Raw genomic sequence first — 19634 nt, 5'->3', positions numbered from 1 at the left:
GATGCGCCTCAACATCTCGGCCTGGGCGATCCGAAAGCCGATCACCCCCCTCGTCCTGTTCCTGGTGCTGATGGTGCTGGGGCTGGTGAGCTTCCGCAGCCTGCCGATCACCCGCTTCCCGAATATCGACATCCCGATCGTCGCCGTGACGATCACGCAGGGAGGCGCCGCGCCCTCCGAGCTGCAGACCCAGGTGACGAAATGGGTCGAGGATTCCGTGGCCGGCGTGAAGGGGGTGAAGCACATCCTCTCGACCATCACGGAAGGCTCTTCCGTGACCACGATCGAGTTCCGCCTGGAGGTGAACGTCGACCGCGCCGTCAACGACGTGAAGGACGCGATCGCCAAGGTGCGCATGAACCTGCCGCGCACCATCGACGAGCCGATCATCAGCCGCGTCGACATCGCCGGCCTGCCGATCATGATCTACGGCGCCTCCGCGCCGGCCATGACGCCGGAGGACCTGTCCTGGTACGTGGACGACGTGGTCGCCCGCTCGATCCAGGGGGTGAAGGGCGTCGGCGGCGTGGAGCGCCTGGGCGGCGTCGCCCGGGAGATCCGGGTGATGCTCAAGCCCGACCGGCTGCTGGCCCTGGGCATCACCGCCGCGGACGTGAACCGGCAATTGCGGCTCACCTCCGCCGACATGGCGGGCGGGCGCGGGGAGCTCGCGGAGGGCGAGCAGTCGATCCGCCTGCTCGGCGGCTCGGCGAGCCTGGAGACGCTGGCCAACACCTCGATCGTCGTGCCCGGCGGCCGCAAGGTGCGGCTCGACGAGCTCGCGGCCCTCGTTGACAGCGCCGAGGAGCCGCGGACCTTCGCCCGCTTCAACGGCGAGCCGGTGGTCGCCTTCGCCATCTCCCGCGCCTCGGGCGCCAGCGACGCCGAGGTCTCGGTCGCCGTCGCCCGGAAGATCGAGGAATTGTCGGCCGCCGATCCGAACGTGCATTTCGACCTGATCGACACCAGCGTCACCGGCACGATCGGCAATTACCATTCCGCGATGATGGGCCTGCTCGAAGGCGCGGCGCTCGCGGTGATCGTGGTCTTCCTGTTCCTGCGGGACTGGCGCGCGACCCTGATCGCGGCCATCGCCCTGCCGCTCTCGGTGCTGCCGACCTTCTGGGCGATGAGCGCCCTGGGCTTCTCGCTCAACGCGGTGAGCCTGCTCGCGATCACGCTCGTGACCGGCATCCTGGTGGACGACGCCATCGTCGAGATTGAGAACATCGTCCGGCACATGCGGATGGGCAAGTCGCCCTACCGCGCCGCCCTGGAGGCCGCCGACGAGATCGGGCTCGCGGTGATCGCCATCACCGCGACGATCATCGCGATCTTCGCGCCGGTCTCCTTCATGGGCGGCATCGCTGGGCAGTATTTCAAGCAGTTCGGCCTCACCATCGCGGCGGCGGTGTTCATGTCGCTGCTGGTGGCGCGCCTCATCACGCCGCTGCTCTCGGCCTATTTTCTGCGCGACCACGGCCACGAGGAGAAAGAGGGGCCGGTGATGCGGGCCTATGGCCGCCTCGTCGCCTGGTCCGTGCGCCACAAATACGTCACGCTGGTCCTGGGGCTCGCCTGCTTCGCCGGCTCCATCGCCTCGACCGCGCTCCTGCCGGCGGGCTTCATCCCGGCGGAGGATGCGGCGCGCACCATGTTCGTGGTGGAGCTGCCGCCGGGCGCCAAGCTCGCCGACACGCAGCAGGTGACGGACGGGCTGGTCGAGAAGATCCGGGCGCTGCCCGAGGTGCGCAGCGTCTTCGTCGATGGCGGTCGCCAGTTGCCGGGCAAGAAGGAGGTGCGGCTCGCCACCTTCACCATCAACCTCACGCCCAAGAACACCCGCGAGCGCACGCAGAAGGCGCTCGACGTCGCGATCGGCGACATCCTGCGGGACGAGCCCGATATCCGCTTCTGGGCCCTGCGCGAGGGCGGCCAGCGCGACCTCGCCCTGATCGTCTCCGGCCAGGACAAGGAGCAGGTCGCCGACATCGCCGACCGGCTGCAGCGCGAGGCGGCGAGCGTGCCCCACCTCGTCAACGTCGTCTCGACGGCCCCCCTCGACCGCACGGAGATCCGCATCACCCCGAAGCCGGGCGTGGCGGCCGATCTCGGCGTCTCGACGGACCTGATCGCGGAGACCGTGCGCGTGGGCACGATCGGCGACATCGGCGCCAACCTCGCCAAGTTCAACGCCAAGGACCGGCAGGTGCCGATCCGCGTGCAATTGCCCGAAAGCCTGCGCGGCTCGCTCGCCGATCTCGCCGCGCTCAAGGTACCGGTGAAGGGCGGGACGGCGGTGCCGCTCTCGACGGTGGCCGACATCACGCTGGGCCGCGGCCCGACCTCGATCGAGCGCTACGACCGCACCGTGCGGGTGGCGCTGGAGGCGGACATGCAGGGTTCCGACGCGCTGGGCTCGCTGATCGAGAGCCTGATGGCGCTGCCGACGGCAAAGAACCTGCCCGAGGGCGTCACCATCAAGCAGACCGGCGACGCCGAGGTGATGGGCGAGGTCTTCGAAGGCTTCGCCCTCGCCATGGGGGCGGGCCTGATGATGGTCTTCGGCGTGCTCGTTCTGCTCTTCGGCAACTTCCTGCAGCCGCTGACCATCCTGTTCTCGCTGCCGCTCTCCATCGGCGGCGCCATCCTGGGCCTGCTCGTCTGCCACATGCCGATCTCGATGCCGGTGGTGATCGGCATCCTGATGCTGATGGGCGTGGTGACGAAGAACGCGATCATGCTGGTCGACTTCGCCATCGAGGAGATGGCCCGCGGCGTCGATCGGGTGAGCGCCATCGTCGATGCCGGCCGCAAGCGGGCGCGCCCCATCGTGATGACTACCATCGCCATGGCCGCCGGCATGGTGCCCTCGGCGATGGCCTTCGGCATCGGCGGCGAGTTCCGCGCGCCGATGGCGGTGGCGGTGATCGGTGGCCTGATCGTCTCGACTGGTCTATCCCTGGTCTTCGTGCCGGCGATCTTCATTCTGGTTGATGATCTGTCACGACTCTTCGTACGGTTGTTCAGCCGCTTCGTCGGCGAGCGCGACGATCCCGAGGACGAGACCGGATACGTACCCCCGGCCGCCGCGGCGAACGCCCCCGGAGCCTTCGAACGTCAAGTCGCAGCTGAATAGGCAAACTGCTTAGATGGGGCCCGGCATGAAGACCGGAGTTCATCGGCGGCCCCAGGGTGAAAGCGCGCTTGAACTGATCGATCAAACACGAGAGGTTTTCTCAACGACTTCGTGTTAGCGTCCTCGAACGGTCCGAAAATCCGGTGCTCGAACGGCGTGCCCGGTGCCTTCGCGCCGCCGTAGGCCCATGAAGGATCGCTTCGTCCTCGTCGTTTCGGACCGCCGTGAACGGGCGGAACGCATGGCGCGCGGCATCGCCGTCGTCCTGCCCTGCCACGTGATCGAGATCGGCACGCGGCTGCCCGCCGCCGCACCCCTCGCCTACGTCATCGACGCCGCCCTGCATCCAGAGGAGCGCCCGGCCTGGGCCGAGCAGCTGGCGGCCCGCATCCGCTCCGAGGACGCGCCCTGCCTCTATCTCGCCCGGGGCAACGGCGGCTCGGACACCGGCACGGCCCGGTTCTTCCGCGCCACGCACGTACTCTCGCCCAAGAGCCCATCCTCCGGCATCGTGCCGCTGCTGATGGGCGCGATCGCGCAAAGGCGCGAGCGGAGCACGAGCCGGATCGAAGCCCGGATCGCCGCGGCGACGGGGATCGTCTCCTCGCTGTTCGAGGCGGCGGCGCAGGGCCGGTCGCCCAGCGTCGAAGACGCGGACGAGGGCACGCAGATCGTGCTCGACGCCATCTCCGAGGTCGGCATCCGCGCGTGGCTCGACGTCGTCTGGCGCCACGACATCACGGTCTACCAGCATTCCCTGAGCGTGGCCGGGCTCTCGGCGGAGTTCGCGGGCCTTCTCGGCTTCTCGTTCCGGGATCGCCATCGTCTCGCCAAGGCGGCGCTGCTGCACGACGTGGGCAAGGCCCGGATCCCGCTGGCGATCCTGAACAAGCCGGGCCCCCTCGACGAAGGGGAGATGCGGGTGATGCGCAGCCACGCCGCCCTCGGGGCGGAGATGCTCGCGGCGGCCGGCACCTTCGAGCGGGAGATCGTGGACGTCGCCCGCTGGCATCACGAGCGCCTCGACGGCAGCGGCTATCCCGACGCGCTCACCGGCGCGGGAATCAGCGACCTCGTCCGCCTCGTGGCGATCTGCGACGTGCATTCCGCCCTGACCGAGCGGCGCGTCTACCGGCCGCCGATGAAGGCAGCGGAGGCCGCCCGGCTCATGGATGGCATGGCCGGGCAGCTCGATCCCGATCTGCTGCGCGCCTACCGGCCGATCTTCGCGCGAACGGCGGCCGAGCGCCCGAACCCCGTGACCTGACGGCGCCGCGACGGGCGACGCGGCGGCGCGCGATCATTTCATGCCTGGATGGAAGGAAGTCCTCGCCTGCGCGTTGGAGGAGCAAGGGCTGACTTTTCAAATCCAGGTGGTGTTCATGAGACGTATCGCGACAATTTCCGCAATCGCCGCCGGCGCGCTGTTGCTCGTTCCGGCGCTCGCCGAGGCCCAGGGCCGCGGGATCACCGCGCCCACCGGCGGCATCGGCGGCATCGGAGCCAGTGGCGGCGGCGGCGGTCTCCGCGGTGGTGGCGCCGGGCTGGCGGGCGGCGGATTCCGTGGCGGCGGGGCCGGACTGGCCGGCGGTGGCTTCCGTGGCGGCGCCGAGGTCGGGGGCGGTGGCTTCCGCGGCGGCGGAGCGGGACTGGCCGGCGGCGGCTTCGCAGGTCGTCCCGGCTTCGGGGCGGGCCGCCCCGGCTTCGGCAACGGCGTCGCGGGGGTCCGCCCCGGCCTCGGCAACGGCGTCGCGGGGGTCCGCCCCGGCCTCGGCAATCGCGGCTGGTACGGCGGCAACCGCTGGCGGAACGCCGGGTGGCACCGCCGGGGCTACGGCTATGGCGGTCTCGGCCTCGGCTTAGGCGTAGGAGCCGGGCTCGGCCTCGCGGCGGGCGGTCTCTACGGTGCCGGCCTCTACGGCGATCCGGGCTATGGCTACGGATACGGCTACGACAACGGCTATTACGCGCCCGCCGGCTATTACGGCACGGAGACGGTCGAGACGGGCGTGGCGCCCGGCGGCTTCGACGACGCGGTGGCGGAATGCGCCCGCCGCTTCAAGACCTACGACCCGCAGAGCCAGACCTACATCGTCCGGCGCGGCGTGCGCCGTTCCTGCCCGTAAAGTCGCGGCCTCGCGCCCGGACGCTGCGCGCCGGCCTTGCCGGAAACGGCGATCCGCAGGAACGGGGAGGCGCCGGCCCGGCACTTCCCTTCCCCGACCCCAAAAAGAAACCCCGCCCGACCTGACGGTCGGGCGGGGCTTTTTCATGGACGGCCCGTCGTCTTACTCGGCGGCGACCTTGTGCGGGGCGTTGCCGCCCTCGGTATAGGTCTCGGGCGTCAGGCGCTTGTGCGGGGCGGCGCGGCCCGGCAGTGGCGGCAGGGCCTTGGCCTTCTCCAGATCGATCCCGGCGCCCTCGGCGACGCGACGGCCGTAATCCTCGTCGGCGTGCCAGAAGTGCCAGACCATCCGCAGCTGGATCGGCTCCGGGCACTGCTTCATGTCGGCCACGAGGTTGGCGATCAGGTCCTCGCGCTCCCAGTCCTCGAAGGTCCGGTAGCGGTGGCCGGCCTGGGCGTAGTCGTCCTCGGTGCGGGAGGTCTGGTAGCGGCCGAGATTGCCCTCAACCGCCTGGTGGTACTCCTTGCGCTTGGGCGCCTCGCGCAGACCCTCGGCCAGGGTGGAGGGCTCGTAATTGATGTGCTTGTTCGGGCCCGTGCCGTCGACGGCGTAGGTCATCTGGCCGTCGCGCTGGTTCGAATAGACCTTCACGCCCGGCTGCGGCGCGTTGATCGGCAGCTGGAGGTAGTTGGGGCCGACCCGGTAGCGCTGCGTGTCCGAGTAGGACAGGGTCCGGCCCTGCAGCATCTTGTCGTCCGAGAAGTCGACGCCGTCGACGAGCACACCCGTGCCGAAGGCCGACTGCTCGACTTCCGCGAAGAAGTTGTCCGGCACCCGGTCGAGCACCATGCGGCCGCACTTCAGCAGCGGGAACTGGTCCTCGGGCCAGCGCTTCGTGTCGTCCAGCGGGTCGAACGAGAGATGGTCGTTCGGGCCGTCCGGCATGATCTGCACCGCGAACTCCCATTCGGGAAAGTTGCCGGCGGAGATGTTGTCGTAGAGGTCGCGGGTGGCGTGACCGACGTCCTTGGCCTGGATCTCGGCGGCCTGGGCCGAGGTCAGGTTGCGCACGCCCTGCTTCGGGATCCAGTGGAACTTGCAGAGCACCGCCTCGCCCTGGTCGTTGACCAGCTTGTAGGTGTTGACGCCCGAGCCTTCCATCTCGCGGTAATTGGCCGGGATGCCCCAGGGCGACTTCAGCCAAGTCACCATGTGGATCGACTCGGGGTGCTGGGCCACGAAGTCGAAGAAGCGCCACGCCTCCTGGCGGTTCGTCACCGGATCCGGCTTGAACGCGTGGATCATGTCGGGGAACTTGATCGCGTCGCGGATGAAGAAGACCTTGAGGTTGTTGCCCACGAGGTCCCAGTTGCCGTCGACGGTCTTCAGCTTCACCGCGAAGCCGCGCGGATCGCGCTCGGTCTCCGGGCTCTCCTTGGCGCCGGCCACGGTGGAGAAGCGCACGAAGACGGGGGTCTTCACGCCGGTCTCGTTGAGGACGCGGGCGCGGGTGTACTTGGAGGCCGGCTCATCGCCGATCTTGCCGTAGGCCTCGAAATAGCCGTGGGCGCCGGCACCGCGGGCATGGACCACGCGCTCGGGGATCCGCTCACGGTCGAAATGGGTGATCTTCTCGATGAACTGGTAGTTCTCGAGGGTCGCAGGCCCCCGCTCGCCGACCGTGCGCAGGCTCTGGTTGTCACGGACGGGATGACCCTGGCGGGTCGTCAGAATCGGGCGGTTCTCGCTCATGCGATACTCTCTCCTTGGAAGGCGTCGGGCGCCGGGGCACCGCGCGGCACCCTGGAACCTTTCTGGTTCACAGGTATGACGGGCGTCCGACACGTTGGCAAATGCATCGTCGCAAAGATTGTGATAGGCGCAGCCTATGAATCTTTCCGGCCTGTCCCTGCGCGATCTCGAATACGTGGTCGCCGTCGCCGACGAGGGGCATTTCGGGCGGGCGGCCGAGCGCTGCAACGTCAGCCAGCCGACCCTGAGCGTCCAGGTCCGCAAACTGGAAACGGCCCTCGGCCTGACTTTGTTCGAGCGCTCGAACCGCCGCGTGCTCCTCACCACCGCCGGCCAGGCGATCGTGCGGCAGGCCCGCATCGTGCTGGGCGAGGCCCAGAGGCTGCTCGCCCTGGCCACGGAGGGCCGCGGCTCGCCCCTGACCGGCCGGCTGGTTCTCGCCGCGATCCAGACGCTCGGGCCCTACTACTTCCCCCTGGTGCTGCGGCGCCTGCGCCAGGATTTCCCGCTGCTGTCCCTCGCCCTCAGCGAGGCCCGCACCGCGGAGATCCTCGACGGCCTGCGCGACGGGCGCATCGACGCCGCGCTCATCTCCCTGCCGGTGGCCGCCTCCGGGCTCACCCTGTCGCCGCTCTTCGTGGAGCCCTTCCTGCTGACCTGCCCCGCCGATCACGCCCTCGCCCATGGCGGCGCCCTGCGGGCGACCGACATCGCCGGGCCGGACCTGCTGCTTCTCGACGAGGGCAATTGCCTGCGCGACCAGACCATCGCCGCCTGCGGCGCCGGCAGCGCCGCGGGCCGCCACGCCACCAGCCTGGAGACCCTGCGCTCGATGGTGGCCGCCGGGGCCGGCTACACCCTGCTCCCGGCGCTCGCCGTGCCGCCGGGGCCGGACCCGAGCGGCCTGACCGTGACCCGCGCCTTCGACCTCGACGGCCCCGGCCGCACCGTCGCCCTCGCCTGGCGCTCCAGCGACCCGCGGGCGGACGGGCTCGAGCATCTCGCCGCCTTCTTCCGCGCCCATGCCCCACCCGCCACCGCCCCCTGCCGCGACGATGCCAAGGACGAGGCATCGGCCGCCCTCGCCTGAGCCCCGGCGGGAACAGGCAGGGTGACAGCGCCCTCACGGCGGTGTAGCCGGGCGCATTCCTCCGACAGTCGCGTCTCCCGTGTACGATCCGCGCAAGGCCGGCCGCTGGGCGGCGCTTCTGGCCGTCTCCGCCCTCCTCGCCTACGGACTGAACCAGGCGCGCTTTCCGGCCGCGACGCTGCTCGGGCCGATGATCGCGGCCATCGCCTTCGGCGTCTCCGGCGCGGCGCTGCGCGTCCCCCGGCTCGGCTTCCAGGCGGCCCAGGCCCTGATCGGCTGCCTCGTCGCCCATGCGGTCACCGCGGAGATCGTCGGCACGATCCTCGACGACGGCCTCCTCATGCTGGCGGTGGTGCTGGTCACGGTCGCCGCGGGCGGCGTGGTCGGCTGGGCGCTGACGCGGCTGCGCGTCCTGCCCGGCACCACCGCCGCCTGGGGCTCTTCCCCCGGCGGGGCCGCCGCGATGGTGGCGATGTCGGAGGCCTACGGCTCCGATCCGCGCCTTGTCGCCTTCATGCAATATGTCCGCGTCGCCGCCGTCGTCTTCAGCGCAGCCCTGGTGACCCGCCTCGTTTCCGGCGACGCCGAGGGCGGCACGCCCACGATCGGCGAGCGGCTCGATGCGGTCTCCGTAGCGGCGACCCTCGCGGTGGCCGCCCTCGGCGCGGGCGTGGCCGGCGCCCTGCGCCTGCCCGCGGCGCCCCTGATCGGGCCAATGCTGCTCGGCGCCCTGCTGCACGCCACCGGCACGCTCACCCTGGCCTTGCCCTCCTTTCTCCTGGAGACGGCCTATGCCGGGATCGGCTGGTATGTCGGCCTGCGCTTCACCCGCGAGACCCTCCGCCAGACGCTCCATGCCCTGCCGGGCATCCTGGTCGCGACAGCGGCCGTGATCCTGCTCTGCGGCGGCTGGGCCTACGGGCTCACCTTCCTGCTGCCCATCGACTTCCTGACCGCCTTCCTGGCCACCAGCCCCGGCGGCCTCGATTCCGTCGCGGTCATCGCCGTGGGCGCCCGGGCCGACGTGCCCTTCGTGCTCGCCGTGCAGACCCTGCGGCTGTTCGTGGTGCTCGTCACCGGGCCGCTCCTCGCCCGCTGGATCTCTCGCATGGAAGCCGCCCGGTGAAGGCGCTCTATCTCGCCTTCCTCAATTCCTGGCGCGGCCTCGTCCACGGAGCCCGCACCGAGCGAGCGATCCGCCTGGAATTGCTGCTGCTCGTCCTCGGCCTGCCCGCGGCGCTGCTGCTCGGCCAGACGCTGTGGGTGCGGGTCGCGCTGCTCGCGGGCCTGCTCCTGATGCTCTGCGCGGAGTTCCTCAACACGGCGATCGAGAAGCTCTGCGACCACCTGCATCCGGGGCGCCACGACCGGATCGGCATCGTCAAGGATCTCGCCTCGGCCGGGGCCTTCGCGAGCCAGGCCCTCGCCGCCCTGATCTGGCTCGCGGCCGTGATCGATCGGTTCTGAAGCGGCCGCACGTCTCGACGAAGGCGACGGATCCCCCCGCCTTCCGCAGGGCAGTCATGCGGGCGGATCGCGCGATCGGGCTCCGCGGCGCGTTCGTTTCGAAAATCCCCGATGCTCCCGGCACATAGCCCTCGCATCGAAAGACAATCATCGCGCGAACCATCGACATCATATTCTCGCGAGCGGTGAATTCAGCAATTTTATTCATCGCAGCGAGATCATCGAAAGAGCCACCTCGCCATAACCCGTGGCTTCAGAACCATGGGTCCGATGTCCGCCAACCCGCCCTCGGTCCGATATAGAATTATTTTGCCAGCCATGTGCTGGAATCGTCAGCGCGCGGATTTCTACGCGGTCACCGACGACGTGTCCCGCGACGGCATCCGGTTCCGCTCGGCGACCGTGCCGACCGTCGACGAGACCCTGACCTGCAGCATCCGCCATATCGGCGTGCTCGAGAGCCGGATCGTAGCCACCGGGCCGCATTCCTTCACCGTCCGCATCGCGGCAGGACGCAACCGCAGCGCGGTGATCGCCCAGGATCTCCTGGAGCTGTCCCGGCAGCAGCACCCGCCGGAAGAGCGCACCCGCGCAGCCTGGCGCGTCGTTCCCCGTCAGACGGAAACGCAGATCCGGCTCGAATCCGGCCTCGTCGTCAGCGGCCGCCTGCTCAACGTCTCGGCCACGGGTGCAGCCCTGCATCTCGACGAGGCCGTGGAGGTGGGGAGCCGAATCCGGATCGGCACGACCGAGGCCACGGTGGTGCGCTGCTTCGCCGAGGGCGTCGGCGCGGCCTTCCTGACGCCCCTCGACCCGGCCCGGGTGACGGAGGCCATCACGCTCTGAGGCGGCGCGGCCCTCGCATCTGATCCGCGGAGGGGGTAAATGCGGGGCTCGCGCCGGTCCGGCCGCCTCGCCGCGGCCGCCCCGGCGGCCCGCGAAGCCGATAGACGCCCCCGTGACCGATTACATCCGCAAGATCCTCTCCGCCCGCGTCTACGACGTCGCGAAGGAGACCCCCATCGACCCGATGCCGCGGCTGTCGAAGCGCCTCGGCCGCCCGGTGCTGCTCAAGCGCGAGGACCTGCAGCCGGTCTTCTCGTTCAAGCTGCGCGGCGCCTACAACAAGATGGCCGGGCTCACCGAGGCGCAGCGGGCGCGGGGCGTCATCTGCGCCTCCGCCGGCAACCATGCGCAGGGCGTGGCGCTGGGCGCGCAGGAGCTGGGCCTGCGGGCGGTGATCGTGATGCCGCGCACCACCCCCTCCATCAAGGTCGATGCCTGCCGGGCGCGGGGCGCCGAGGTAATCCTGCACGGCGACGCCTTCGACGAGGCCCTGGCCGAGGCGCGCCGCCTCGAGGCGGCGCAGGGCCTGACCTTCCTGCATCCCTTCGACGACCCGGAGGTGATCGCCGGCCAGGGGACCATCGGCAAGGAGATCCTGGAGCACCATTCCGCCCCGATCGAGGCGATCTTCGTGCCCGTGGGCGGCGGCGGGCTCGCCGCCGGCATCGCCACCTTCGTCAAGTTCCTGCGGCCCGAGACCAAGGTGATCGGCGTCGAGCCGGACGACGCCGCCTGCCTCAAGGCCGCCCTCGCGGCGGACGAGCGGGTGATCCTGCCGAGCGTCGGCCTGTTCGCCGACGGCGTGGCGGTGCGCCAGGTCGGCGAGGAGACCTTCCGGCTCTGCCGGGAGCATCTCGACGGCGTCATCACCGTCGACACCGACGCCATGTGCGCCGCCGTGAAGGACATCTTCGACGACACCCGCGCCGTCTCCGAGCCCTCGGGCGCCCTGAGCCTGGCCGGCGCCAAGGCCTATGCCGAGGCGAATCCCGGGGCCGGCACGCTGATCGCCATCTCCTCGGGCGCCAACCTCAACTTCGACCGCCTCCGCCACATCGCCGAGCGCGCGGAGATCGGCGAGGAGCGCGAGGTGCTGCTCGGCGTCACCATCCCGGAGCGGCCGGGCGCCTACCGCGCCTTCATCGCGGCCCTCGGCCCCCGCGCCATCACCGAGTTCAACTACCGCTACGCGGAGGGCGCCGAGGCGCAGATCTTCGTCGGCATCAACCTGCCCGGCGGCAAGGCGGAGCGGCACTCCCTCGTCGCCTCCCTGAAGCAGGGCGGCTACCGCGTGGTCGATCTCAGCGACAACGAGATGGCCAAGGTGCATGTGCGCTACATGGTCGGCGGCCGCTCGGTCGGGATCGCGAACGAGCGGCTCTACCGCTTCGAGTTCCCGGAACGGCCCGGGGCGCTGATGAAGTTCCTCGACGCGCTGGGCGAGCGCGTGAACATCACCCTGTTCCACTACCGCAACCACGGCGCCGATTACGGCCGCGTGCTCGCCGGGATGGACGTCCCGCCCGAGGTCCGCACCGCCTTCGAGGACGCCCTCGAGGCCCTGGGCTACCCGTATTACGACGAGACCGAGAACCCGGCCTATCGCCTCTTCCTCGACGGCGGCCTCGACGAGGGCGACGCCTGAGGGCTCAGCCGCCCGCCTCCTCCACCCGGACCACCGCCGGATGCTCGCGCAGGCGCCGGGCGATCAGGGCGATGCCGGCCCGCGAGAGACGACTGAAGGCGATCGTGACCTCCTCGATCTCCGGATCCTCCCCGGGGCGCACCACGAACTGGCGGATGCGGGCCGCCCGCTCGCCGGTGATCGCGTGCAGCGTGTCGAGGGTGAGCGCCCCGCGCTTGGCGGCGACCTGCAGCTCCCGCGTCTGCATCCGGTCGCGCCAGCGCTCCTCGATCGGCTTGACGCCCGCCAGGATCGCCACGACCAGCACCGTCGTGGCGACGGCCGGCACGTAGAGCCCGCCCCCCACGGCGAGCCCGATCGCCGCCACCGCCCAGAGGCTCGCGGCGGTGGTGAGCCCCTTCACCACCTCCCCGCGCAGCAGGATCGTGCCCGCCCCGAGGAAGCCGATGCCCGAGACGACCTGCGCCGCCACGCGGGAGGGATCGAGCACGACGTTCTTCTGCCCGAGCACGCTGTCGAAGCCGAAGGCGGAGACGAGCATGATCAGGCAGGCGCCGACGCAGACCAGCATGTGCGTGCGCAGGCCTGCCGCCCAGAGCAGGCGCTCACGCTCGAACCCGATGACGCTGCCCATCGCCGCCGCGAGCATCAGGCGCGCGACCATCTCCGTATTGCCGAGCAAGCCAGCTCCCTCCGACCCTGACGTCGTCCCCGAACTCTAGCGCTCCCGGTCGAAAAGCCGACCCCGCCGCGATGCGCGGCACGCGGTCCTCCGAGCTCCGGTCCCGGCGGCAGGATTTCGCAGCCTGCCGCCGGAGGCGACACCCACAAATGGATCGACCACAGCACATGCAATCAGGTCGGGAAAACCGAACGAATATTGAGATAGGCCAGAAAACGCTGTGCGCCTCGTTTTGCTGTCGGGCGGCGCAAACCAAATGTTCAAGTCTTCACGTCCACCCTTGCGAAGCCAGAGACCCTACCCGGGGCGCGGGTCGTCGATCGCCGCCGCCAGGAGCCGCACCGTTTTGCCGTCCAGTCTGAAGATCGTGATCGCCGACGCCGACGAGGAAGTCCGGCTGGCCGTCAGCGAAGCCGCCATCGCCGCGGCGCCCGACGCCCAGGTCACCGAGATCGCCGACGGGCGCGCCCTGGAGACGGTTCTGGCCGGCGGCGGGATCGACATCCTGTTCATCGACTCGATCCTGCCCCGGATGGACGGGCTGAACCTCGTCACCTGGAGCGAGGCGCAGGGCGGGAACTGTCTGATCGTTCTCGTCACCGATCTGCTGTCGCCGCAATGGCCCTTCGTCGCCAAACGCATCGGTGCCTACGACGTCGTGCTGAAGCCTCTCCGGGCGTCCCATGTCGGCCGCGTCGTGGAGGCGAGCCGGGTGCTTCGCCGCAAGCTGTCGCTGCTGGTCGCCGATCCGGGCCGCGAGACCCGGGCGCTCATCGGCCGGCTGCTGACGGACAGCCGCTTCCGCTTCGAGATCTGCGAGGTGACTGGCGGACGCGAAGCCCTGCGCATGATCGAAAGCACGACGATCGACCTCGCCTTCGTGGAAACGAATCTGCCCGACTTTCCCGCTCTGGAAGTCGCCTGCCGCCTCAACGACCGACATCCAGAGGCCAAGATCATCCTGTCGGGACGCACGATCGACCCCGGCCTCACCCGACAATTCTCGACCTTCGGCATCTCCGGCTTCCTGCAGAAGCCCTTCGGCTTCGCGGAAATCGATAAGATGCTCCACGAAGCCTTCGGTCTCTGGCGCCCCTACCTGATCAACGCGCTCCACGCGGAGGAGCGGCGCGTCCTCGAGAGCGGGAGCGCGAACACCGCCGGGCTCAAAAGGCATCCTCGATGATGCCACCGGGCGGGGGACATCCCTACACGAGCCGTCGGTTCGAGGCCCTCATCAGCGAAATCGAAGCGGCCCTCGCCTGCCGCGATCCATCGGTTCAGTCGGCGCTCGTGCTGCGGTCCGTCGATCTCCTGGTGAAGCGCTGGTCCTGTCTGCCGCCAGAAAGCAAGGCCGCCTACGACAACCTGCTCAACAATCTGCTCTCCGAGGTCGACACCGCCGCACGCACGGCCTTCGCCGAGGGCCTCGCTCCCCTCCGGCGCGGCCCACCGCGCACCTCGGCCAGACTCGCCCAGGACGTGGACGGGGCGGTATCCGAGCCCCTCCTCAGGCGCTGCAGAAGCCTGACCGAGGACGTCCTCTGCCAGGTTGCCGTCTCCTGCAGCGACGACCATCGCCGCGCCCTCGCAGAGCGCATTCCCGTCGATACGGCCTTGAGCGACCTGCTGCTCGAGCATGGCAGTGCCGGCGTCGCGACGGTCCTCGCGGGCAATCGTGATGCCGCCATCTCTCCGGCCGGCTTCGGCGCGTTTCTCCGCCACGCGGGCGAGAGCGAGGCCGTCGCCCTCGCCCTGACCCGACGACGAGACCTGCCCGAAGGCTATCACGGCGCCCTCGCGGCCCTGGCGGAACGGCGCGCGCAGGCGGCGCTCGCCACCAATCGTCTGCCCGCCCGGCAGATCACGGCCCTGCTGACCTGGGCGAAGGCCAAGCCGGCCACGGCCGCCTCCGGACGCCTCGACCGCTTCCGGGCCTCCCAAGCCTTCATCGCCGAGCGGTTCGACAAAGCGCCGGTGAGCCCCGGAATGATCAACCGCTGGCTCAGCGTGAAGCGGATCGAGGACGCCCTTGCGGCAGTCGCCTGCCAGGCCACCCTCCCGGTCGACGTCGTCGTGGCGGCCTACGACGAGGTGGACGGCCGTTCGATCGCCCTGATCCTGCACGGCTGCGGCTATCCCTGGGCGACGGTGAAATCGCTGCTGCTCTTCGGGCACGGGCCCGAGGCGGCACGCTCCGCGATCGCGGAGGCCTACGAGCTGACGCGGACCTTGTCGCCGCTCTCGGCGCGTCGCCTGCTGCGGCTTCGCCTCACCCCGATGGGCGTGGCGGCCTTCGCCCTGCGCCCGGGAACGGCCTGGGGCGAGATGCTGGACGGCAGGGGGCGCGAGGCCTCTCCCCCGGCGCTGCCGCGACCGGTGGAAGCCGCGCTCTCGCCCCGGCGTCTGGCCAAGGCCGGGCAAGCGGCGTGACGTCGCGCCGCCGCGGCGGCGAAGGATGCGGTCCCTTCTTTGGAATGAGACCGAAATCTGCGAGAAGCGGGGCCGCCCGATGCGCCCGGTCCGAAGGCGCCAACGTGGATCCTGCGCCCATGACGTCGATTCGTTTCGCCCGTGCCCTCACCCTGGCCGCGACCGTCGCCCTCGCCGGCCCGGCGATGGCGCAGGACGCCTCGACGGCGGAGCAGATCGTCGGGATCATGAACAAGCTCTGGGGCCAGCATGCCGGCCTGCGGGCCAATCATGCCAAGGGCGTCGTGGTCGAGGGGACGTTCACCCCCGCCCCCGAGGCCGCGGGCCTGAGCAAGGCCTCCGTGTTCAAGGGGCCGGCCGTGCCCGTCACCGTCCGCTTCTCGGACGCCACCGGCCTGCCGGCGATCCCGGACGGCGCGGCCAACGCCAATCCCCACGGCATGGCGATCAAGTTCAAGCTCGCCGAGGGCGGCGAGATGGACGTGGTGGTCAACGCCCTGAAATACTTCCCCGTGCGCACCGGCGAGGAGTTCCGCGATCTCCTGAAGGCCGTCTCCGAGAGCGGCCCCGACGTGCCGCATCCGACCCCGATCGAAACCTTCGTGAAGGCGCATCCCGCGGCGGGCACCGCGGGCGGCACAGCCGGCACGCCGTCGAGCCTGGCCCGCCAGACCTTCAACGGCGTCAACGCCTTCGTCTTCGTCGACGCCACCGGCAAGCGCCAGGCCTTCCGCTACCGCTTCGTGCCCGTAGCCGGCGAGGAATCGCTGTCCAAGGACGAGGCCGCCAAGCAGGCGCCGGACTTCCTGATGCGCGAGATCGTCGAGCGGATCGGCAAGGAGCCCGTGAGCTACCGCGTCCTCGCCCAGCTCGCGCAGGCCGGCGATGCCACGAACGACGCGACCAAGCCCTGGCCCGAGGACCGCAAGACCGTCGAGCTCGGCACCCTGACGCTGACGAAGCCCGTGGCGGACAGCGCCCAGGCGGAGAAGGCGCTGCTGTTCATGCCGAACGCGCTCGCCGACGGGATCGAGGTCTCGGACGATCCGCTGATCGACACGCGGGTGCAGTCCTATGCTGTCTCCTTCGGCAAGCGCGCCCAGTAAGCCGCCGAAGCGCGGGCCGCGCGGGAGGGGCGGCCCGGGTTGACGCTCCCCCGGCGCCGGGTGCAATCCCCGGCGCCCGTCACGCAAGGCCGACGACCGATGCCGCCGCTGCTCGCCATTCCCTTCCCGGCCATCGACCCGGTCGCGGTCTCCCTCGGCCCGATCGAGATCAAGTGGTACGCCCTGTCCTACATCGCGGGGCTGATCGGCGGCTGGTTCTATGCCCGCCGCCTCGTCTCCGCGGACCGGCTCTGGGGCGTGGTCAAGCGCCCGACGCTCGCCGATATCGACGATCTCGTGGTCTGGGTGGCGCTCGGCGTCGTGCTGGGCGGCCGCATCGGCTACGTGCTGTTCTACAACCTGCCGCTCTATCTCCACGACCCGCTCGAGATCCTGGCGATCCGCAACGGCGGCATGTCCTTCCACGGCGGCTTCCTCGGGGCGATCCTGGCGCTCCTGCTCTTCGCGCGCTCCCGCGGGCTCAACGGCTACACGATGCTCGACATCGCCGCCGTGGTCGTACCGATCGGCCTGTTCTTCGGCCGCATCGCCAATTTCGTGAACGGGGAACTCTGGGGCCGCGCGGCGCCGGACTTCCCCTACGCCATCGTCTTCCCCACCGGTGGCGACATCCCCCGCTATCCGAGCCAGCTCTTCGAGGCGGCGGCGGAGGGCTTCCTGCTCTTCATCGTGATGGCGGTCGCCGTGAACCGCTTCGGCTTCCGCAAGCCCGGCCTGCTCGGCGGCATCTTCGTGCTCGGCTACGCCGTCGCCCGCACGTTCTGCGAGTTCTTCCGCGAGCCGGACAAGCAGCTCGGCTTCCTGTTCGGCCACGATGTCGGCCCCCTCGGGGGCGGCGTCACCATGGGCATGCTGCTCTGCGTGCCGATGGCGATCGTCGGGCTGACCTACATCGTGCTCGCCGCCCGGGGCGTGACCCGGCCGCGGGCGAGCCGCGGCGAGGTCCAGGCCGAGGCGGGGCAGATTTGACGCCGCTGTTCCGGCTGATCGCGCAGGAGATCCGCGACGGCGGCCCGATCGGGCTCGACCGCTACATGACCCTGTGCCTCGGGCACCCGGAGCACGGCTATTACAGGACCCGCGATCCCCTCGGCCGGGCCGGCGACTTCGTCACCGCCCCCGAGATCAGCCAGATGTTCGGCGAACTGATCGGCGTCTGGGTCGCGGCCACCCGGGCCGCCATGGGCCATGACGGCCCGCTGCACCTCGTCGAGCTCGGCCCCGGGCGCGGCACGCTGATGGCGGATGCCCTGCGGGCCCTGCGGGCCGCCGCGCCGGGGGCGGCCTTCTCGATCCATCTCGTCGAGACGAGCCCAGTGCTGCGCGCGGCCCAGCGGCAGCGCCTGGACGGCGCGGGCTTTCCCGTCGCCTGGCACGACACCGTCGAGACGGTTCCGGACGGCCCGGCGATCGTGCTCGCCAACGAGTTCTTCGATGCCCTGCCGGTGCGCCAGTTCGAGCGGACGACGCGCGGCTGGTGCGAACGCCGGATCGGGCTGTCCGAGGACGGCACGGCCCTGCGCTTCGGCCTCGCCCCGGAGCCGACACCGGGGCTCGACCGGGCGGGCCCGACCGGCGTCCTGATGACGGTGCCGGCGGCGGGGCTCGACCTCGCCCGCCGCCTCGGCCGCCGCCTCGCGCGGCAGGGCGGAGCCGGCCTCGTCATCGACTACGGCCACACGCGTCCAGGCTTCGGAGACAGCTTCCAGGCGCTCGCGGGCCATCGCTTTGCCGATCCTCTCGCGGCCCCAGGCGAGGCGGACCTCACCACCCACGTCGACTTCACAGCCCTCACCCAGGCGGCGACGGCCGAAGGCGCTCTCGTGCACGGCCCCGTCGACCAACGCGACTTCCTCCTCGCCCTCGGCCTGCCCCTGCGGGCGGACCGGCTCAAGGCGAAGGCGACGCCTGCGCAGGCGGAGGCGATCGACGCCGCCGTCGCCCGGCTGACCGATCCGTCCCGGCGGGGCATGGGGGCGCTGTTCAAGGTGCTCGCGCTGAGTGGTCCCGCGCTTGCCGCTCTGCCCGCCCTCCCCGCTGCCGCCTGAATCGTCCCGCAAGCCCGGCGCCACCGACGAGAAAGACCGACCCATGTTCATCGAAGCGCCCGAGCTCTCTTCCCATTCCGCCATCCGGCACGCCTTCTTCACCCGGCAGGGCGGCGTCTCGGAGGGGCTCTACGCCTCACTGAACGGCGGCATCGGCTCCCGGGACGCGCCGGAGCGGGTGGCCGAGAACCGGGCCCGGATGTGCACGCAGCTTGGCCTTCCGGCAGCCAATCTCGTCAGTCTCTACCAAGTCCATTCCGCCGACGTGGTGACCGTCGAGGCCCCCTTTCCCCTGGACGGCCGTCCGAAGGCCGACGGCATAGTGTCCCGGGTGCCCGGCATCGTGCTCGGCATCGCCACGGCCGATTGCGGCCCGATCCTCTTCGCCGATCCAGAGGGCCGGGTCGTCGGCGCCGCCCATGCCGGCTGGAAAGGCGCCCTCGGCGGGGTCATCGAAGGGACGGTCGCCGCCATGGTGGCGCTGGGCGCCCGGCGCGAGCGCATCGTCGCGGTGCTCGGGCCGACGATCGCCCAGGCCTCCTACGAAGTGGGTGTGGAATTCGTGGAGCGCTTCCGGGCGGAAGCGCCGGGATCGGAGCGCTTCTTCGTCAACGGCCGCCCCGGCCATGCCCAGTTCGACCTCCCGGGCTTCATCCTGGCGCGGCTTCAGCAGGCGGGCGTGGCAGAAGCGGTTTCCCTCGGTCTGTGCACCTACGCGGATGCGGAGCGCTTCTACAGCTATCGCCGCGCCACGCACCGGGCCGAGAGCGACTATGGCCGCCTGATTTCCGCGATTGCGCTGACTCCCTGACTTCGACCGCGTGCGCTGCCGCACAGTGCCATGCCGCCCGGGCCTGTTCAGTGTCCGGGCCGCTTCGGCGTTCGCGGCAATCAGCTGCGACAATCTGTCCACGAAACCAGGCAGAAAAAGCTCCACAGCAAGTGAACCTTGACCGTTCGGTGGCGTTTTACGGTTAAGCTGCTGAGGGGTTTCCGGTCAGCGCCACAAAGGGGCCGTTTTCGCGACGGTCGGCGTGATCGGTTCGCAACAGCATCTCTCAGGCTGCTGCAATAGATACGGGGAACCGTGCGGGAACGACGTCAGGAATGACGCGACCGCACAGATCAGAGGACCAGATGATGAAAGCTATTCTTCGCGGTGCGACCGCCCTTGCCGGCATTGCTTTCGCAGGCTCTGCCTTCGCTGCCGACCTGCCGCGCCGTGCGGCTCCCCCGCCGGTCTTCACCCCGGTTCCGGTCTTCACCTGGACGGGCTTCT

16 protein-coding genes are annotated in these 19634 nt (G+C 70.3%); 14 read left to right on the top strand and 2 right to left on the bottom strand.

The window, feature by feature from the left end:
* Position 1: 1 nt before the first annotated feature.
* The 3 genes from MFF21_RS02725 to MFF21_RS02715 all read left to right on the top strand — a co-directional run bounded on the left by MFF21_RS02725 (position 2) and on the right by MFF21_RS02715 (position 5265).
* On the top strand, positions 2–3139 hold the full coding sequence (locus MFF21_RS02725; protein WP_238309675.1) for an efflux RND transporter permease subunit: 3138 nt from the start codon (positions 2–4) through the stop codon (positions 3137–3139).
* A gap of 187 nt (positions 3140–3326) precedes the next feature.
* The gene (locus tag MFF21_RS02720) at positions 3327–4406 is read left to right on the top strand and encodes an HD-GYP domain-containing protein (protein WP_238309674.1); all 1080 of its coding nucleotides are present in this window, start codon (positions 3327–3329) and stop codon (positions 4404–4406) included.
* A gap of 115 nt (positions 4407–4521) precedes the next feature.
* Positions 4522–5265: a BA14K family protein gene (locus tag MFF21_RS02715; RefSeq protein WP_238309673.1), complete on the top strand. Its 744-nt coding sequence runs from the start codon at positions 4522–4524 to the stop codon at positions 5263–5265.
* Between the two features lie 162 nt (positions 5266–5427).
* Here MFF21_RS02715 and MFF21_RS02710 read toward each other — a convergent pair whose 3' ends face one another.
* Positions 5428–7017, bottom strand: coding sequence for a catalase (locus MFF21_RS02710; RefSeq protein WP_238309672.1), 1590 nt, complete (start codon positions 7015–7017; stop codon positions 5428–5430).
* A 136-nt stretch (positions 7018–7153) separates the two neighbouring features.
* Between MFF21_RS02710 and MFF21_RS02705 the strand changes: the two genes are divergently transcribed.
* The 5 genes from MFF21_RS02705 to ilvA all read left to right on the top strand — a co-directional run bounded on the left by MFF21_RS02705 (position 7154) and on the right by ilvA (position 12065).
* Positions 7154–8107, top strand: coding sequence for a LysR substrate-binding domain-containing protein (locus MFF21_RS02705; protein WP_238309671.1), 954 nt, complete (start codon positions 7154–7156; stop codon positions 8105–8107).
* Positions 8108–8186: 79 nt separating this feature from the next.
* The gene (locus MFF21_RS02700; RefSeq protein WP_238309670.1) at positions 8187–9233 is read left to right on the top strand and encodes an AbrB family transcriptional regulator; all 1047 of its coding nucleotides are present in this window, start codon (positions 8187–8189) and stop codon (positions 9231–9233) included.
* On the top strand, positions 9230–9574 hold the full coding sequence (locus MFF21_RS02695) for a diacylglycerol kinase (protein ID WP_238309669.1): 345 nt from the start codon (positions 9230–9232) through the stop codon (positions 9572–9574). Before MFF21_RS02700 ends, MFF21_RS02695 begins: the two co-directional genes overlap by 4 nt.
* Positions 9575–9892: 318 nt before the next feature.
* Positions 9893–10420 (top strand): PilZ domain-containing protein, encoded by a 528-nt coding sequence (locus MFF21_RS02690; RefSeq protein WP_238309668.1) that lies wholly within the window; start codon positions 9893–9895, stop codon positions 10418–10420.
* A 112-nt stretch (positions 10421–10532) separates the two neighbouring features.
* A complete protein-coding gene (ilvA, locus tag MFF21_RS02685) occupies positions 10533–12065 on the top strand; it encodes a threonine ammonia-lyase, biosynthetic (protein WP_238309667.1) in 1533 nt (510 codons plus the stop codon).
* 4 nt (positions 12066–12069) lie between these two features.
* Here ilvA and MFF21_RS02680 read toward each other — a convergent pair whose 3' ends face one another.
* The gene (locus MFF21_RS02680; protein WP_238309666.1) at positions 12070–12747 is read right to left on the bottom strand and encodes an MgtC/SapB family protein; all 678 of its coding nucleotides are present in this window, start codon (positions 12745–12747) and stop codon (positions 12070–12072) included.
* A gap of 346 nt (positions 12748–13093) precedes the next feature.
* Between MFF21_RS02680 and MFF21_RS02675 the strand changes: the two genes are divergently transcribed.
* From MFF21_RS02675 to pgeF, 6 genes are all read left to right on the top strand, one after another.
* Positions 13094–13933 (top strand): response regulator, encoded by an 840-nt coding sequence (locus tag MFF21_RS02675; protein WP_238309665.1) that lies wholly within the window; start codon positions 13094–13096, stop codon positions 13931–13933.
* The gene (locus MFF21_RS02670) at positions 13930–15180 is read left to right on the top strand and encodes a DUF2336 domain-containing protein (RefSeq protein ID WP_238309664.1); all 1251 of its coding nucleotides are present in this window, start codon (positions 13930–13932) and stop codon (positions 15178–15180) included. Before MFF21_RS02675 ends, MFF21_RS02670 begins: the two co-directional genes overlap by 4 nt.
* A gap of 119 nt (positions 15181–15299) precedes the next feature.
* Entirely contained in the window at positions 15300–16286 is a 987-nt protein-coding gene (locus MFF21_RS02665) for a catalase family peroxidase (RefSeq protein ID WP_238309663.1), read from the top strand.
* Positions 16287–16385: 99 nt separating this feature from the next.
* Positions 16386–17276, top strand: coding sequence for a prolipoprotein diacylglyceryl transferase (gene lgt, locus MFF21_RS02660; protein WP_238309662.1), 891 nt, complete (start codon positions 16386–16388; stop codon positions 17274–17276).
* The gene (locus tag MFF21_RS02655) at positions 17273–18355 is read left to right on the top strand and encodes a class I SAM-dependent methyltransferase (RefSeq protein ID WP_238309661.1); all 1083 of its coding nucleotides are present in this window, start codon (positions 17273–17275) and stop codon (positions 18353–18355) included. The genes lgt and MFF21_RS02655 overlap by 4 nt, the downstream gene beginning before the upstream one ends.
* 43 nt (positions 18356–18398) lie before the next feature.
* Positions 18399–19166 carry a peptidoglycan editing factor PgeF gene (gene pgeF, locus MFF21_RS02650; RefSeq protein WP_238309660.1) on the top strand — a complete coding sequence of 256 codons (768 nt, stop codon included), beginning with the start codon at positions 18399–18401 and terminating at the stop codon, positions 19164–19166.
* Positions 19167–19634 lie beyond the last annotated feature (468 nt).

This window comes from Methylobacterium organophilum, from assembly GCF_022179465.1.
Taxonomy (GTDB): Bacteria; Pseudomonadota; Alphaproteobacteria; order Rhizobiales; family Beijerinckiaceae; genus Methylobacterium; species Methylobacterium organophilum.
Note: the sequence above shows the minus strand (reverse complement) of the source record. Positions and strands in the feature narration are given on the sequence as shown.

Bases quoted from the DNA above. Each gene is read 5' to 3' on its own strand.
- MFF21_RS02725 (WP_238309675.1), top strand. From the start codon at position 2: ATGCGCCTCAACATCTCGGCCTGGGCGATCCGAAAGCCGATCACCCCC.
- MFF21_RS02665 (WP_238309663.1), top strand. From the start codon at position 15,300: ATGACGTCGATTCGTTTCGCCCGTGCCCTCACCCTGGCCGCGACCGTC.
- MFF21_RS02720 (WP_238309674.1), top strand. From the start codon at position 3,327: ATGAAGGATCGCTTCGTCCTCGTCGTTTCGGACCGCCGTGAACGGGCG.
- lgt (WP_238309662.1), top strand. From the start codon at position 16,386: ATGCCGCCGCTGCTCGCCATTCCCTTCCCGGCCATCGACCCGGTCGCG.
- MFF21_RS02705 (WP_238309671.1), top strand. From the start codon at position 7,154: ATGAATCTTTCCGGCCTGTCCCTGCGCGATCTCGAATACGTGGTCGCC.
- MFF21_RS02710 (WP_238309672.1), bottom strand. From the start codon at position 7,017: ATGAGCGAGAACCGCCCGATTCTGACGACCCGCCAGGGTCATCCCGTC.
- MFF21_RS02715 (WP_238309673.1), top strand. From the start codon at position 4,522: ATGAGACGTATCGCGACAATTTCCGCAATCGCCGCCGGCGCGCTGTTG.
- pgeF (WP_238309660.1), top strand. From the start codon at position 18,399: ATGTTCATCGAAGCGCCCGAGCTCTCTTCCCATTCCGCCATCCGGCAC.
- MFF21_RS02690 (WP_238309668.1), top strand. From the start codon at position 9,893: ATGTGCTGGAATCGTCAGCGCGCGGATTTCTACGCGGTCACCGACGAC.
- MFF21_RS02670 (WP_238309664.1), top strand. From the start codon at position 13,930: ATGATGCCACCGGGCGGGGGACATCCCTACACGAGCCGTCGGTTCGAG.